The sequence below is a fragment of the Longimycelium tulufanense genome (assembly GCF_014645795.1).
Taxonomy (GTDB): Bacteria; Actinomycetota; Actinomycetes; order Mycobacteriales; family Pseudonocardiaceae; genus Longimycelium; species Longimycelium tulufanense.
In genome coordinates this window covers 23,887-38,441 of sequence record NZ_BMMK01000019.1, presented here as the reverse complement: position 1 = coordinate 38,441, position 14,555 = coordinate 23,887, and the positions used below count along the sequence as shown (strand labels likewise).

Sequence of the window (14,555 nt, the reverse complement as noted above, 5' to 3'; positions counted from 1 at the left end):
TTCGCGGGTCAGGCGGCGCGCGCCAGCGTGGGACGCCACAGGTTTTCGGTGGTCACGACCGCATAGCGTGCGCCGTCGAGGGAGTGATCGGCAGCCTTGATCGGCCGATCCTCCCCGGCGGCCGTCGCGGAGTCATCCCACGAATAGCCCGGCGCTTCGGAGATGAACCCGCGACACCGGTCGGCGACCAGCAACCGCCTTTCCGACAGCAGCGACGAGACGACACGGATGCCATAAGCGACGTCGTTGTCGGCCGCCTGCGTGGTCACCCCGTCGTTGTGGAGCTGCACCCGCAGTGACGCTGCCGAGGGGTCAGCCACGATCCACTGCGGACGCAAGCCGCTCGGCCGCGGGAGATGCGGACTGTCGAGCCACGCGCGCAACGCCGCGGAGAGCTGGGTATCGGTCAGCCGCACCTGTGCGTGTGCGGGGTCGTGGCGCCACTCGTCGACCAAATACAGCCGGTGGTCGACCCCTTCGCCGAGCAGCAGCGCGGCCGTCGGGTTCGTGGTGCCGTAGTCGATCCCGACCGCCAGCAGCCGTGCCATGTCCGGCAGCGCCGACCAGGCGACGACGTGCTCGGCCGGGTCCCACATGTCGAACACCGCACCCTCGGCGGCGACCCACTCGCCCAGCACGAACCGGCGGAACCACAGTCCGGTGTACTCACGCCGGATCGAGTCCTTATAGGACAGTGTGAGTGCCGGGTTGTCGTCCAGCTCGAAGAAGAACGCACGCCAGTCCGGCAGTATGTCGAGCCGGTCGAGGTAACGGCGCTTCAACCAGTGCGAGGGAGAATCAGGGTTCGTCGTCCCGAACAACTGCACGCCCGGCACGCTCATCCGGCCGAGCAACTGCACGAAGAACTGTTCGTCGACGACGGTCACCTCATCGACGTAGGCACCGGCGACCGTGAGGCCACGCAGCACCTTCTCGGCCTTGCTGTCGCTGGCACCCAGCACGTAGACGGTGCGGTCGAGAATCCGGGCGGTCGGGGCACCGGCGGTGTAGTGCACCTGGTCAGCGACCGCACCGAACAAGCTCGGGTCTTGCAACGGGGCGAACACGTTGCGCGCAACGCTGTCGCGGGTGCGGCCGACGACGACAAGCTGCCCGCCGCGGGGCGCGTCCGCAACGAAGATTAACCAGCGCAACAGTGAGGCGATGGTCTTGCCCGAGCGGATCGCCCCCGACCAGATCGACACCCGTGTCGAGGATTCCCGCAGGGAGTCGACCTGCTTCGTCGAGAGGGGAAGGTCACGCATCGCTGTTCGTGGTGCGGATGCCCAGCGCCACGGCCAGCCCGCCCAACATGCTCTTGGCGTTCTCGCTGCCCTTGTCGGCGTCGATCTGCTCCAGCCGCGCCGCGGCCGACAGGTGACTCGACACCGCCGAGGCGAGCGCCTTCTCATCCGGCGCCGGCACATGGTCGAGCCGTGTGGTTTCGATGCCGTGCACCGTGGTCGCGGTGAACGTGTACGTCGGTGCGTCCAGCCGGGCGAGCACCTGCTCAGCACGGCCGTACAGTCGCGCGACCAGCTCGGCGCGCCGGGCGCGGTTGTCGATCTGCCGGGCCGCGGTCGCCGCGGCCGTCTTGCTGCGGTCAAACGACAACCCCAGCGCGCGGGCGATCCCGGTCACCGTCGACACCGACCGGCCGATCTGCCGGGCGATCTCGTTCCGCGACTTGCCCTCGGCGTGCAGCACGCGCACCCGCTCACGGTCAGCATCGGTAATCGGGATGCGCGGCACGGTCGTTCACCTCGCTTTGCCCTACGGGGTGAGCGTGGGCTGTTCGCCCCGCTGGTCGATCAGCTCTGTGGCCTCAGCCAGGCGACGTGTGGCGATCGTGTGGAAGTGGTCGGATGCCTCGACGCCGAGGAACGAGCGGCCTTCCAACACTGCGGCGACCCCGGTGGTGCCGGTGCCGGCGAACGGGTCGAGGATGAGCCCGCCGGCGGGTGTGATCGTGACGAGGTGCCGCATGAGTTCAAGGGGCTTTTGGGTGATGTGTTCCCGCTGGCGTGGGGTGTTGATCTGGAAGAACCCGTCCGGTGCGTGGGGGACGATGTTCAGCGGCCGGGGTCCGCAGGTGCCCCACACGATGTACTCACAGTTGTTGGCGAACCGGCCTTGGCACCGGCGGCCGTTGGGCTTGTGCCAGGGCACGATGCCTCGCCAGACCCATCCGCCGGCCTGGATCGCGTCCGTGGTCGTCGGCAACTGGCGCCAGTCGGTGAACACGGCCAGCACGCCGCCCGGTGTGGTCACGCGCAACGCCTCGCTGAGCCACAGCGCCGACCAGTAGGCGAACGAACGCTGGTCGCGGTTGTCGCCACCGAACGCGGCGAGTCGGTTGCCGCTGCGGCTGTCGCGCCGCACGTACTTGGCGTGTACTCCGGCGGTACGATCGCCGCGGACCATGCCGCCCGACGAGTACGGCGGATCGGTGATCACCGCGTCGACGCTGGCGGCGTCGAGCGTGGACAGGACGGAGAGGGCTTCACCGTGGCGCATGTCGACGGTCGGCAAGTGCGTTTCCCTCAAAGACATGCGACAGCCCCGAGACCAGGGGGCGAAAGTCTCGGGGCTGTCGGGTTCGGGATGCGGGTACACGTCACCCGCTGCTGATCGTCATTCTAAGCAGACGTCGCCCGGTCGCGGGTGACACGACGCCGGACCGGGGTGGCGAGCGCGAGGTCGATCACCTCACCGACCCGGTACCGCGGTCGGCCCTGTGAGTCCGTGCCCCGTTTCGCGAGCCGACCGTTACGTGCCCAGGTACGAACCGTGTTCGGACTGAGTTCGCGGCCGAGCAGTCTCGGCAGCGCGCGGGCGATCTCTGCGGCGGTGGCGAGGGTGCTGCGGGCCGCGTCGAGCAGCACCGAGCGCAGGGCCTCGACGTCGTGTCGCATGTCGCACTCTCGGCAGCGCACCGTTGCCCGGTTTGGGCGGGCGTAGAGGTCGGTGCCGCACTCCGGGCACGGCCCGCAGTAGACACGCGCCGGCGGAAGGTCGACCGCTCGCCGGGCACGCTCGATCGCGTCGGTGATCTCGTCCACTAGGTCGCCGCCGGCCGGATGCTGCTCGACCCAGGACGGGTGGCGGCGCAGCCATGCCGCCATGGCGCGCAGAGTGTTGTCGAGGTCCAGCGGCTCAAGCTCGGCGCCCCGCGTGCCGTCCGGCTTCGTCCCGTCGGTGGGCATTGGGCGGCGCGGTCCGTAGGTCTCCCACAGGTCCCGCACCCACGTCGACAACACGTTGCGTAGGTCGCGTGCGACCTCGGCCGCGCCGGAGTTGTACGGCAGCCCGACGTCGGCAGGGCGGGAGCCGACCCGCTGCCCGGTTCTCACCTGGCGGGCGATCGTGGCCTCAAGCTCGACGACCAGGTCGGCAACCTCGGCTAGGTCGCCGGCGAGCCGGCCGAGGCACAACCGGCACACGGCACCGGTGGCCGGGTTGCCGCATGAGGGGACGCTGCAGGGGATCACGTACCGCAGCGTCGGGTGTGCGTGTCACTTCCGATGCCGCCGTTCGGTGATTACGCGGCCGGTGCGAGCAGCTCGGCGTACTCGTCTGCGGCCCCGGCTGGGGCGGGTAGGCCGGGCAGGGGTAGCAGGAGTTGTCCGGCGCCGGCCCACCTGCGGCCGGTGCGCACGGGCACGGCGAGGGTGATCGGTCGCGCCCACGGGTCGCCGGTGCGGCGGCGTTCGCGGCGTTCGCGTTCGTAGGCGGTGTGTGCTTGGCGGCACAGGTCGCAGCGGCATCCGTGTTTGGCGTATCGGGTGTTCGTGCCGTGCGCGGGCCGGACGATCGGCGCCGGGTGCCCGTGCTGCTCGGCGAGCGCTGCCCGTTCGTCGGCGTCGAGTCCTCCCCAAATTCCCCACGCTTCGCCGGTGGTGAGCGCGTCGGCGAGGCACTGCTCGCGGACTGGGCACGTGGCGCACAGGGTGCGGCATTCGACGGCCTGCTCGGGTGTGGGGTCGATGAAATCGAGGTCGGTCCGGCCGCGGCAGGCTGCCCGGTGGCGCCAGGTGGGGAGGCGCAGCGTCATCACGTACCTCCGAGTGGTTCGACGACGAGCGCGAGTCCTGCTCGGTGGCCGTGGGTGATCTCGGGCATGTGTTTGACCATGAGATCGGGGGTGTCGTCGGCGACGACACGGGCGTCGACGAGTCCGTCGGCGCAGGCTTTGAGGGTGGGGACGAGGTTGTCGGCGTCGCGGCGGCGCCGGTCGGTCACGGTCCAGATCAGACGCACCGCGCAGCGGCCCAGCGGCGGGATACCGGTGGCGCGTGCCAGCGTGGCCGTGGTGTGCCGGATCTCGGCGATCAGGTGGGCGCGGCGTGCCCAGTGATGCCGCTGGTTGGCGGTGAGCGGCGGGCGGGGGTAGGGCAGCGCGAGCCGATAGGTCCGCGGGGCGTAGCCGTGTGCGCGCGGCGGCGCGGCCGACCGGTCGCCGCGGGTGGTCGCTGTCTGGTTGGTCATCGGTGCTCCGGGTGGTCCCAGTAGTCGGGGTTGGCGGGCCGCCACGGGAGGAGTCCGCTGTGGCCGTGATGGAGTTGGCGGGGCCAGTGGCGTTCCTCGCGGCTGCCGCGCCAGGCGACGACGTCGACGAGCTGGGGATGCTCGCTGCCCGATTGGTCGTCGCGGGAGCGGCGGATGCCGAATCCGAATTCGGGCCAGCGCAGCCAGAGCGAGGAGCCGGAGGGGCGCATGCGGCGTTGTCCGCGGGTGTCCTCGGCGTGGCCGGCGTGGGCTTCGGTGATCAGGGCGACGCCGTGGCGTTCCCGGATGCCATCGAGGGTGGCGACTAGGTCGCGGGCGGCTTGTTCGTCGTTGGGGTTGGTGCGGTGCAGCCGGTACAGCGGGCCAATGGCGAGCACATCGGGGGCGCAGGCGGCGACGGCGTGTTCCAACCAGGCGACATCGGTCGGGTTGAGCAGGTCCAGACCAGCCGGGCGGAGTTCGACGTGCATCTGTTCGGGCCAGGCCAGCGCCGACAGCCCGTGGTCGGATCGGAGCTGGTTAATGATTCCCACCAGCCAGCGGTAACGCCGCCGGGAGGCGGGCCGGGGGTTTTCGCAGTCGACGACGAACACCCGCAGCGGCCCGGACTCCAAGGGTGTGCCGGTGAACGGGTGCAGCCCGGCGGCGAGGCTGGTGGTGAACTGGGCGACCAGCACGCTTTTCCCGGTGCCCTCGGCGCCGGTGAGCACGAACCGTTCCATCCGTTCCAGCAGGCCCGGCACAAGCCAGTCGTAGACATCGGGTTCGGCCAACAACTCGGCCAACGTCGCCGGCGGCGGCGTGTTGACGGACAGGGCGGACGCCTCGGCGTGCTCGCAGGCGGCACGGATCTCGGTGACGGCGGTGGCGACGTCGACCTCGTCGCCCCGGTTCCATCCGTCGTCGAGCTGCTGGGCCAGCCGTTGCGCGGCGGCAGCCAGCTCGCGGCGGGCAGCCAACTCGCGGATGCGGTCGGCATAGGTTCCGGCGTGGGTGGGGAAGTAGGCGCGCTCGCACAGGGTGTGCAGGTAGGGGCCGATCTGCTGCGCCTCGCCCAAGCCCCCGCCGTGCAAACCGTTGCCGGCGCGCGCCAACAGGGCCGGGAGCACGGTGACCGGGTCGAGGGGTTCCCCGCGGCGCAACCGGTCGCAGAGCACAGCGGCAATGACGCGGTGACCGGGCTTCCACCACGCCGAGGCGGGCACCGTCAGTAGCGCCGGCCCAGCCGTCTCGGCGTTGACCAGCACCGCGCCGAGCAACGCCTGCTCGGCGACGACGTCGTAGGCATTCAGGCTCATTGCTCGAACCACCGGCCTCGCTCGTCGCCCGTGTCGCGGGCGCGCCGTCCGGACAGGGCACCGAGTTCGCGGTCGATCGTGGTGAACCCCTTCGCCCCGGCCACACGGGCGGCCTCCAGCACCTTGTCAGGGGCGTTGCCCGCGGAGAGCAGCTCGCGGGCGGTCCGCCCGACCTGTGCCCGCATTCCCGCGGTGGGGGCGGCGTCGTTGGCCTGGAACGCCTCGACCCACGCGGCGACCACCGCGCCGGCATTGATCTCGGTCGGCGGCGAGGCGCCGCCAACACCGTCAGGTGTTGTTTTCTCTTGTGGGGACTGGAGTGGACTGGACTGGATTGGGGGCCGTGACTCACGCCGCGACTCGCCGGAGACTCGCGTACGACTCGCACGGGAGTCACGGCGTGACGGCATGGCCCGTGACGTGCGGCGTTTCTGCTGACGCGCCCGGTCGGCTTCCCGTTTGGCTTCCACGTAGGCACGGCTGGCCAGCCTCGGCCAGTCGACGAACCGGAAGCCGCCACGAGCCCGTTTCCAGACCCCGAGCGCGACCAACTCGGCCGCGAACTGCTCGTCGAGCTGGCGGAGCAACGGCAGCGCCGAGGACGGCACGTGACCATCGGTGAGATGGTGCGCGGACCACGACGCGGCACGCGCCCACAGCGCAACGGCGTCCGCGGACGCGCTGAAGAACCGGGGGTCGGCGTAGAACTCGTCCGGCAATGGGAAGTACGTCACGCGGCACCACCACGCCCGAACGGCGGCAACGCCTCGATCGGCTCGCCGTCCAACACCCGACGCACCACCTCGGCGGTCTCCGGGGTGTAGGGCCGGTGCGCCAACACGGACCGGGCCAACTGCAGGCGACGCCACAACTCCAGACGGGAGGGCACAGTGATCGGGCCGGCAAGCCTGTCGCGCCGGCGACCACAGGTCCGGGCCGGCACAGGCTCGGGACCGGTCGAGCGAAGGAACACGGAAAACCCCCAGACGGTGCGGCGGGCGCAGGCGTGCGTCACCACGCCCGCCGCACGTTCAGCAACGGACCTCGTCAGATATGGATGGCTGGCCTATGCGGCCGACGTGGCGCGGCCGGCAACCCACACGCGATTACGGCTCGCGCGGCGGGCGCGTCGAGGACTGCGGTACTCGCCACACGGCACGATCACCCGGCGTGCGGCCCAGATTCCGAGTACCGAGGGCAGCACGTTCGGCGAATGGGGTTCGACGTCCTCGGGAATCGCCCGGCGGATGTCGTCGGCGGTGAACGGGCGTCCGTCGGCGACCAGGGCCGCGAGCGCCCGCTCGGCGTGCTCCCGGTAGGCACGGTGTGTCGCGGTCGCCGCCGCGAGGTTGCTTTCCTGCCCGGTGCGGCGGTCGGCGAACCCGAGGGCGAGCTGATCGGCGGTCACGGTGTCGCTCCGCTCGGTGGCTCGGCCGATGCACTGGGCCAGTCCTCGACGATTTCGGCGTCGAGGACGTCCTCACCGGACGGATTGTCGGGCAAGGGCTCGTTGCCGACCGGCAGCGGCTCGGCAGGGGGCTCCGGTGGGCGCACGTATTCGGCTGAGGTCGGGACCCACTTGGTGAGCTGGTGCGCGGCTGACTTCAACCACATCGACGCCGGGTTCCACTGCCAGGGCGAATAGGGGGAGTCGGCGCCGTCGGCCTTGGACTTGATCAGGGCAATGTCGTCGGCGGTGAGCACGACAACCTTGCTGGTCGCCCCGTCGCGCATGACGGCGTAGGAGTAGACGAGCACCAGGTTGCCGCGGGGCGCACGCCAGTCGATCTTGTGTACCGGGCGGTCGTGCTCGCCGGGGTTGTACTCGAAGTGGTCGCGCTCGCGCACCACTTCGACCTTGACCGAGGCGACGGCGCCGGCGCGGTACATGAGTTCGACCTCGCCCTGATACCCGGTGATGCCGAGTACCTCGGGGCGTCCCTTGACCTTGCGGGGCACGAGATAGAACTGCTCGGTCCCGGGTTCCAAGCCCTTGCGCGCGGCTTCCAACAGGGCGGCGAGCAGGGATGCCGGGTTGTTCTTGGCGGCCTGCTCCAACTGCTTGTTGCGGCGCAGGGCGCCCTGGGCGATCCGCAGCCACGTGTCGGCCTTGACGTGGCTGGGCAACACGGTCGCGAAGTCGGTGCGGTACTGGCGCACCAGTGCCGTCGGGGAGCTGTCGCGCTGGGCGAGTGCGTGGGTGATGGTCTCGGCGGTCATGCTGCAGTGCTCACCTTCTGCGTCGAACGGACAGGGGAGGGGCGAAGCGACGGCGGGTTGTTCCCGCGGCCGGGCACCCGGACGGCGATCGGCTCGCCGCCGACGACGGCGCGCCGGCCGGACCCGAGGGCGTCGAGTACCTCGGCGGTGGCCTGTTGCTTGGCGGTCTCGGCCGCCTTGTGGGCGGCGAGGGCGGCCCGGTAGCGCTCGGCGAGTTCCGGGTCGATCTCGACCGAGATGTCGTCGATCTCCGGGTGCAACTCACGCACCGCCCGATAGGTGGCGCCGTGCTCGTCGAGGTCCGGCCGCTCGTCGCGCGCCACCGAGTCGAGGAAGTCGCGGCCCGCCTGGCGCAGCACCTCGACCTCGGCGGCGTCGTAGTCGACGACGTACTCGCGATAGTCCGAGCCGCCGACCAACACCGCCACATGCCCGCGGCGCATCCCGAGGGTGTCGAGCTGCCAGAGCACCTGTGCCCGGTAGTACACCGGGATCTCGTCGGTACCCGGTTCACCCCACTCCGCGCTATCGCGGGCTGTCTTGATCTCCAACAGTTCCGACTCGACTACGGCGGTGAGCCACCGGTCGGGCGAGGCGATCTGCCACCGGCGGCGCCGGTTTGCCCATGTGCCGGTGCGGCGCACCCGATACTCGGGATGCCGTTCGGCGAAGTGGGCGGCGATCGGCGTTTCCAGCAACCGGCCCCAGCGCAGGGGAGCGGTATCGACTACTGGCGGAACGAGACCCTTTTTCCGGCACCACAGGGAGAAACGCGACTCCCACGGGGAGAGCCCGACCACGGCGGCGATCTCGGAGCCCCCCAGCGCCGAGGAACGCACCCGATGCCACTCCGGCGAGCCGGGCTCGAACGTGCCGAGCCGAACCGCGGCACTCACGCGGCCACCCCACCCGCGTTGCCCGTGTCCTCGACCTCGAACACCGCATCGAACGGGACCCGGAGCCCGGCCAGCGTGGCAGCGATGAACGACCCACCAGGCTGCGACTCGCCGTCGAGAACCCGCCCGATCGTCGACTGCGACACCCTCAGCCGCTTCGCCAGCGCGTACCGCGAGCGCAGACCCTGCGCGGCGGCGACCTCGGCGAACGCGTCAACCCGGACCCGAACACGTGCGGCCATCCCAACCCCCTACTACTACCGCAAACGGAACCATCGTCCCGTTAGTGGAATTGAGTTTACGAAGATCGGTGATCACCATGCAACGCTTTCGCGCGCGCAAGTACGGTGACCAGCACGTATTCGCGACGTAGACGTTCCGTAAGTGCTGTTTCGGTGCTTCCGTATACGGAAGTACCATCGCGCCTATGGATCGCAATGGATGGTGGACGTGGTTGCAGGCTCAGCTCGACGAACGGGGGTGGACCCGGGCGGACCTCGCGCGTGCCGCGACGGTCTCCCAAAGCCGCATCGCTGACTGGAAAGACAAGGGAACACGGCCCACGCTGGACAATGCGCGCGCCGTCGCGCACGCGCTGCAGGTGCCGCTGTTGGTCGTTCTGGTCGAGGCGGGTCTGCTCACCTCCGAGGAAGCGCGGCAACGCACCACGCGGCGCGGCAGCCTCGCGGACTTCACATTTCGGGAGCTACTACGCGAACTAGAGCGCCGCTACACCGAGACAACGCAGCGTGTTACATCAGGCGCGGTGAGTCATGTCACGCCCAAATCTGTTACCTCTCTTGCGCGGGTTGCCGACAATCCGATCGGGGAGAAATTGCGAGATCAACAGGAACGCGTGTGGGTGAGTGAGGCTGAACTGCCCGACCCGGAGGGACCGGACGACGGCGCATAGGTAAACCCGCCCCCGCGCTGGACGGGGGAAACGGTGGACTGGGGGACGGGCTACGACCCGTGTGAACACGCCGAGGCTCTCGGCGCCGAGATCGTCTGGTCTCGGAAGGTCGAGGGTCTCGGCGACTACCGCGGCGGAGTCATCCGGCTGCACCCTGACCTCACCCAGGCCGAGCAACGCTGCACCCTGGCGCACGAAATCGTGCACCACGAAAACCGCGACGACATCCTCGGCTACTGCGGTATCGGCTGGCTCGACAACCGCATCGAACACCGCGTACACACGATCGCGGCACGCCGGCTCATCACGGTGCCGGAACTTGCCGAGGCGGCGCGATGGTCCGACCATCCCATCGAAGTCGCCGAGGCGCTTGTCGTCGACACCCGCACCCTCTACACCTGGCTACTCGACATGACACCCGCCGAATATCGCGACATTCGCGAACGCGCCCGCGGCCGGGTGCGTGCCTCCCTCAACGACATCCGGCGCTACGCCGCGCGCCATCTGCCGCGCCAGCGGGCGGGATAACCATGCCCGTAGGGTCATGTGGTGCGGCTCCCTCCGCCAGGTGAAAGCAGGACGGCAAGACGATGACGCTGCTCAGCCGTCAGCGGCGGCGCATCGTCCACTACCCGATGGACGTACTCAGCAATCTGGGATTCCTGCAGCGTGCAAAGGGAAAACGCACCATCGTCGATCACAAAAACGATGGTGATCTACCTGTGTCACCGCGGTGATTCGCTGCCTGCACGATCCACCAAGATCAAAGTCACCGTTGGAACCCTCCAGAAACGGCAGACTCGACCCACCCCTCTTCACGTGGATGGGTCGAGTCTTGGGTTCGAAGGGGCAGCGGCGACACCTTGCTACGTTACCGTTTCCAAAAGATGTCCAGCGAGTTCGGGTCGAAGTAGGAGCCGCCAGGTCTGCGGCCCACACCGGTGGGGAGCACTGTCACGGTTAACAGGGTGTCCAGGATCGCGCGACGACGGCCGAGAGATAGCCCGTCGCTACGGTCCGGCTTTGTGCCGAACCAGATTTCGGCGACGTTGGGGGCGCCGATAATACCCACCAGCGGGTCCGCCTCGCCCGCGCTGGCGAGTTCGGCGTCGATCTCCTGTAGACGGGCGCGGAGCTTGTCCGTGCCGGTCTTGAGCTGGATCGCCGTGATCGCACCCTCCGCGAACAATGCAGACAGCTCTTCCAACCGTTGAGAAAGAGCCATCGCCTCGGCGTGCAACGCCGTCGCATCTACGGTATCGGCCTTGCTGGCGTTCACGAGGTCCACGGCGTCCCGGCGTTGTAACCGGGCCACGATCAGCCGTTCCACCACGTTATCGACGTTGCTCGCTACCCGCGTCACGTGGCCGCTTTGGCGGCCACGCTCCCGAGTAGTGCAGCGGTACGCCGGCTTTTTTTGGGCCCCACAAGTCGACACACGCAACCGAGGCAGGTTGCAGACACCACACACGTACAGTCCCGACCCAAACCACTTCACTCGGCTGCTTCCCAGGTTGCTGCGTCGGGCAGGGTCCTTCAGCTTGGACACCAACGCACGCCACTTCTCTTCCGGGACGATTGCCGGCCACGCCGCTTTCCCGACGATCTCGCCCCGGTACACCATCAGACCAGCGTTGCGGGGACGCAACAACACGTCCTTGAACGCGATCGTCGTCCACTCGTCCTTACCGAACGTTGTCCGGAAGCCCCGCTCGTTCAGGTCCCGCACCACGCTACGCAGGGTCGCCCCGGCAAGGATTGCGTCGGTGGCCTTGGCGATCTCAGCAGCTTCGTCCGCCCTGACCGTTTCGCCGTCAGCCTCGAACCCGAACGGCCGTGCTCCGCCCTGCCACCGACCTGCCTGGGCCGCTTGCCGCCGCGCTCTCCGGATGCGTTCGCCCTTGTGCTCGGACTCGAACCGAGCGACGGCGCCAAGCTGCCGGGCCACCATCCGACCGGAGGGCGTCGACAGGTCCAAGTACCCAGCCTTCACCGTGTGGGTCACGATGCCGCGTCCCTCGCACACGTCAATGTAGGTCTCCAACTCAGCCGGAGAGCGGTGCAGTCGGTCCGTGTGCCACGTCAGTACGCCCGTGGCCTTCCCCGCTTCCAGGTCCGCCAGCAGTCGCCGGTACCCCTTCCTCGGCTTGCCGGAGTACGCCGACACATCGTTGTCTTTACACACGTCAACGACGGTCCACCCCAGCCGATTGGCCAACTCCCGGCAGTCCGCCTCCTGGCGCTCCACGCCAAGCCCGGCGCCTTCCCTGTCCTGGCTGATCCGGACGTAAATGATCGCCTTCCTGGTCATGATCGAAAGGTGTCACAACCATGGTTCCGGAAAGACAACCCTGCTCGCCGCGCTCCTCGGCTGCGTCCCACCGACCGAACGGATCGTTTCGGTGGAAGACGCTGGCGAACTTCGCCCAGTGCACCCGCACGTGGTCCGTCTCGTCGCCCGACCACCCAACGTCGAGGGCGCTGGCGAAGTCACCCTCCGGGACCTCGTCCGCCAAGCCCTGCGTATGCGGCCGGATCGCCTGGTCGTCGGCGAGGTCCGCGGAGGCGAGGTCTGCGAACTGCTCGCGGCCCTGAACACCGGGCACGACGGCGGAGCCGGCACCCTGCACGCCAACTCCCCGGCCGAGGTCCCGGCCCGGCTGGAAGCCCTGGCCGCCCTCGGCGGCCTGTCCCGGGACGCCCTGCACAGCCAGCTGGCGGCCGCCCTCCAACTTGTCCTCCACATGCGCCGGGAACCAACCGGGCGGCGCGCGCTCTCCGCGGTGGGCGTTTTGGAACGGAACGGCGAGTGGGTGCGGGTCGTCCCCGCCTGGGAACGCGGCACCGGATGGGGGCCGGGCCGCGAACGGTTCCGGATCCTCTTCGCACAGCGAGGAGTGCGCCCACCATGCTGATGAGCCCTCTCCTGCTCGCCGCCGCGCTCCTCACCTGGCCATTCGCCCCCGCCCGCCAGCGACTCCGCGCCCTGCCATCCCTGCCAGGGGCAAGGACACGGTCTGCCGCTCGGCGGCTCTGGCGACCGTCCCCGTCGACGCCGTTGGTCGTCGCCGCGGGCGCACTGGCAGGTCTGCTCCTCGCCGGCATCGGTGGTGCAGTTGCCGGAACGGTTTCCACGGCGACCGCCTGGACCCGCTGGCGCACCCGAAGGAATGAACGTTCCCGGCTCCTCGCCACCGCCGGATTCGCCCGAGCGCTCCGCCTCATGGTGGCCGATCTACGAACCGGCGCCCATCCCGCGACCGCTGCCGAAGGCGCTGCAGCCGACGCCGAGCCCCTGCCCGCCCGCATCCTGACCACCCTCGCCGCCACGGCACGCCTTGGTGGCGAGGTCACCCACGCCCTGCGCGCCGCCGCCACCGGCAGCCCCGCCCTCTCGGACGCAATCGACCGGGTCACCAGCGCCTGGGCACTCGCCGAGCGATGCGGCGTACCACTGGCCGACCTCCTCGACGCAGCCTGCGCCGATCTCGAGCACCGCGTCCGCTTCGCCCAGCAGGTACATGCCAGCATGGCCGGACCTCGCGCCACCGCGGCTGTGCTGGCCGCCCTCCCGCTTCTCGGACTCCTCCTCGGCGAAGCCATCGGCGCCGGGCCCTGGCACATCCTCAGCGAGACCGCACCGGGCCAGATCCTCCTCGCCATCGGAGCCTGCCTCGCCTGCGCCGGACTCATCTGGACCGCCCACCTCACCGGAAAGGCGGGCATGTCATGACTCCGCCCCTGTCCGCGCCAGGTCCCGCTGCCCTGCGCACACCCGACCTGTTCCACCTTCCGAATGACCCGGCCTCGGAGGCGCAGCTGCCTGCCTGGCGCCGGGAAGGAATCACACCCACCCACACCCGCCTCCGCCACGTTCTCGTCCGTCGGTTCGCACGCCCTGCCGGGAGCAATGGCCGCGCCCGGACCCACTTCCCTGCCCAGGAGGTGGTTGTGCGATGACCACGTCGCTTTCCCTTTCACTACTTGCCGCTGCGCTGCTCGTCGCACCCGGACCTGCTGCCGTTCGCGCCCGGCTTGCGTCACTGACCGCTCGGCCTCAGCCGCAGCATCCCCGCGGGACGACCTGGCTTCGCCCACTCGTCTCGGCCACCGTCGGCCTGCTTATCGCAGCCGTGCTGTCCAGTCCGACGGGCTTCGTGGTCGGGCTCGTCAGCGCTGCCGGCACCGCGCTCCTGTGGCCCAAGCTTGCGCGACGGGCCACCGGCGCCGAAACCGAAGACCCCATGCAGCTCGCCGCAAGCTGGGACGTCCTGGCCGCCTGCCTGCAAGCGGGCCTACCCGTACCCGCCGCAGTCCGAGCCGTCACCCCTCAACTACCCCCACCAACCGCGGGAGTCCTGCGGCGTGTGGCCGAACTGCTCGCGCTCGGCTCAGACCCGGTCTCCGCCTGGGCAAGTGCCCTCGAGCACCCCTCAACCACCCAGCTCGCCCGCGCCGCCCGCCGCACCGCTCGCTCCGGGTCCGCCCTCGCGGACGCCGCGAGCACGCTCGCCACGGAACTCCGAACCGAGGCCAGACACAACGCCGAGGCATGTGCCCAACGCGCCGGAGTGCTGGTCACCGGGCCGCTCGGCCTCTGCTTCCTTCCAGCTTTCCTCTGCCTCGGAATCGTGCCGGTCGTGATCGGCCTGGCCACGCAACTCACAGAGGCATGGTGAAAACACAACTCGGGCTTCTCCGCCAGCTGACGGAGAAACA

19 protein-coding genes and 1 pseudogene are annotated in these 14,555 nt (G+C 69.5%); 6 read left to right on the top strand and 14 right to left on the bottom strand.

Annotated elements, in window-relative coordinates:
• Positions 1-8: 8 nt before the first annotated feature.
• The 13 genes from IEY55_RS19225 to IEY55_RS19165 form a co-directional block, all read right to left on the bottom strand.
• Entirely contained in the window at positions 9-1,265 is a 1,257-nt protein-coding gene (locus IEY55_RS19225; RefSeq protein WP_189059812.1) for a PBSX family phage terminase large subunit, read from the bottom strand.
• Positions 1,258-1,752, bottom strand: coding sequence for a helix-turn-helix domain-containing protein (locus IEY55_RS19220; RefSeq protein ID WP_189059810.1), 495 nt, complete (start codon positions 1,750-1,752; stop codon positions 1,258-1,260). The genes IEY55_RS19225 and IEY55_RS19220 overlap by 8 nt, the downstream gene beginning before the upstream one ends.
• 21 nt (positions 1,753-1,773) lie before the next feature.
• Positions 1,774-2,532, bottom strand: a complete 759-nt coding sequence (locus IEY55_RS19215; protein WP_229686541.1) for a DNA-methyltransferase — start codon at positions 2,530-2,532, stop codon at positions 1,774-1,776.
• A 107-nt stretch (positions 2,533-2,639) separates the two neighbouring features.
• Positions 2,640-3,491, bottom strand: a complete 852-nt coding sequence (locus IEY55_RS19210; RefSeq protein WP_189059808.1) for a hypothetical protein — start codon at positions 3,489-3,491, stop codon at positions 2,640-2,642.
• A gap of 50 nt (positions 3,492-3,541) precedes the next feature.
• On the bottom strand, positions 3,542-4,054 hold the full coding sequence (locus IEY55_RS19205) for a WhiB family transcriptional regulator (RefSeq protein WP_189059806.1): 513 nt from the start codon (positions 4,052-4,054) through the stop codon (positions 3,542-3,544).
• Positions 4,054-4,488 (bottom strand): RusA family crossover junction endodeoxyribonuclease, encoded by a 435-nt coding sequence (locus IEY55_RS19200; protein ID WP_229686540.1) that lies wholly within the window; start codon positions 4,486-4,488, stop codon positions 4,054-4,056. Before IEY55_RS19200 ends, IEY55_RS19205 begins: the two co-directional genes overlap by 1 nt.
• The gene (locus IEY55_RS19195; RefSeq protein ID WP_189059804.1) at positions 4,485-5,807 is read right to left on the bottom strand and encodes an AAA family ATPase; all 1,323 of its coding nucleotides are present in this window, start codon (positions 5,805-5,807) and stop codon (positions 4,485-4,487) included. The genes IEY55_RS19200 and IEY55_RS19195 overlap by 4 nt, the downstream gene beginning before the upstream one ends.
• Complete coding sequence (locus IEY55_RS19190) at positions 5,804-6,541, bottom strand: hypothetical protein (RefSeq protein ID WP_189059802.1); 738 nt, start codon at positions 6,539-6,541, stop codon at positions 5,804-5,806. Before IEY55_RS19190 ends, IEY55_RS19195 begins: the two co-directional genes overlap by 4 nt.
• Positions 6,538-6,696, bottom strand: a complete 159-nt coding sequence (locus IEY55_RS19185) for a hypothetical protein (RefSeq protein ID WP_189059800.1) — start codon at positions 6,694-6,696, stop codon at positions 6,538-6,540. Before IEY55_RS19185 ends, IEY55_RS19190 begins: the two co-directional genes overlap by 4 nt.
• 177 nt (positions 6,697-6,873) lie before the next feature.
• Positions 6,874-7,215: a hypothetical protein gene (locus IEY55_RS19180; protein ID WP_189059798.1), complete on the bottom strand. Its 342-nt coding sequence runs from the start codon at positions 7,213-7,215 to the stop codon at positions 6,874-6,876.
• Positions 7,212-8,027 (bottom strand): recombinase RecT, encoded by an 816-nt coding sequence (locus IEY55_RS19175; RefSeq protein WP_189059796.1) that lies wholly within the window; start codon positions 8,025-8,027, stop codon positions 7,212-7,214. The genes IEY55_RS19180 and IEY55_RS19175 overlap by 4 nt, the downstream gene beginning before the upstream one ends.
• Complete coding sequence (locus tag IEY55_RS19170; RefSeq protein ID WP_189059794.1) at positions 8,024-8,923, bottom strand: YqaJ viral recombinase family nuclease; 900 nt, start codon at positions 8,921-8,923, stop codon at positions 8,024-8,026. The genes IEY55_RS19175 and IEY55_RS19170 overlap by 4 nt, the downstream gene beginning before the upstream one ends.
• Positions 8,920-9,165: a helix-turn-helix domain-containing protein gene (locus tag IEY55_RS19165; RefSeq protein ID WP_189059792.1), complete on the bottom strand. Its 246-nt coding sequence runs from the start codon at positions 9,163-9,165 to the stop codon at positions 8,920-8,922. Before IEY55_RS19165 ends, IEY55_RS19170 begins: the two co-directional genes overlap by 4 nt.
• A 185-nt stretch (positions 9,166-9,350) precedes the next feature.
• On the opposite strand from IEY55_RS19165, the gene IEY55_RS19160 reads away from it, so the two are divergent.
• The 3 genes from IEY55_RS19160 (at position 9,351) to IEY55_RS19150 (ending at position 10,573) form a co-directional block, all read left to right on the top strand.
• Positions 9,351-9,836 (top strand): helix-turn-helix domain-containing protein, encoded by a 486-nt coding sequence (locus IEY55_RS19160; protein WP_189059790.1) that lies wholly within the window; start codon positions 9,351-9,353, stop codon positions 9,834-9,836.
• A gap of 33 nt (positions 9,837-9,869) precedes the next feature.
• Positions 9,870-10,364, top strand: coding sequence for an ImmA/IrrE family metallo-endopeptidase (locus IEY55_RS19155; protein WP_189059789.1), 495 nt, complete (start codon positions 9,870-9,872; stop codon positions 10,362-10,364).
• A 62-nt stretch (positions 10,365-10,426) separates the two neighbouring features.
• Entirely contained in the window at positions 10,427-10,573 is a 147-nt protein-coding gene (locus IEY55_RS19150; protein ID WP_189059787.1) for a hypothetical protein, read from the top strand.
• A gap of 134 nt (positions 10,574-10,707) precedes the next feature.
• Here the strand turns inward: IEY55_RS19150 and IEY55_RS19145 are convergent, their stop codons facing one another.
• The gene (locus tag IEY55_RS19145) at positions 10,708-12,147 is read right to left on the bottom strand and encodes a recombinase family protein (protein ID WP_189059785.1); all 1,440 of its coding nucleotides are present in this window, start codon (positions 12,145-12,147) and stop codon (positions 10,708-10,710) included.
• A 22-nt stretch (positions 12,148-12,169) separates the two neighbouring features.
• On the opposite strand from IEY55_RS19145, the pseudogene IEY55_RS19140 reads away from it, so the two are divergent.
• From IEY55_RS19140 to IEY55_RS19130, 3 genes and pseudogenes are all read left to right on the top strand, one after another.
• Positions 12,170-12,751 (top strand): annotated as a pseudogene (locus tag IEY55_RS19140) (TadA family conjugal transfer-associated ATPase); the annotation flags it as partial.
• Positions 12,751-13,569, top strand: coding sequence for a type II secretion system F family protein (locus IEY55_RS19135; RefSeq protein WP_189059783.1), 819 nt, complete (start codon positions 12,751-12,753; stop codon positions 13,567-13,569). The pseudogene IEY55_RS19140 and the gene IEY55_RS19135, both read left to right, overlap by 1 nt.
• A gap of 223 nt (positions 13,570-13,792) precedes the next feature.
• A complete protein-coding gene (locus IEY55_RS19130; protein ID WP_189059781.1) occupies positions 13,793-14,515 on the top strand; it encodes a type II secretion system F family protein in 723 nt (240 codons plus the stop codon).
• The last annotated feature ends 40 nt before the right edge of the window (positions 14,516-14,555 follow it).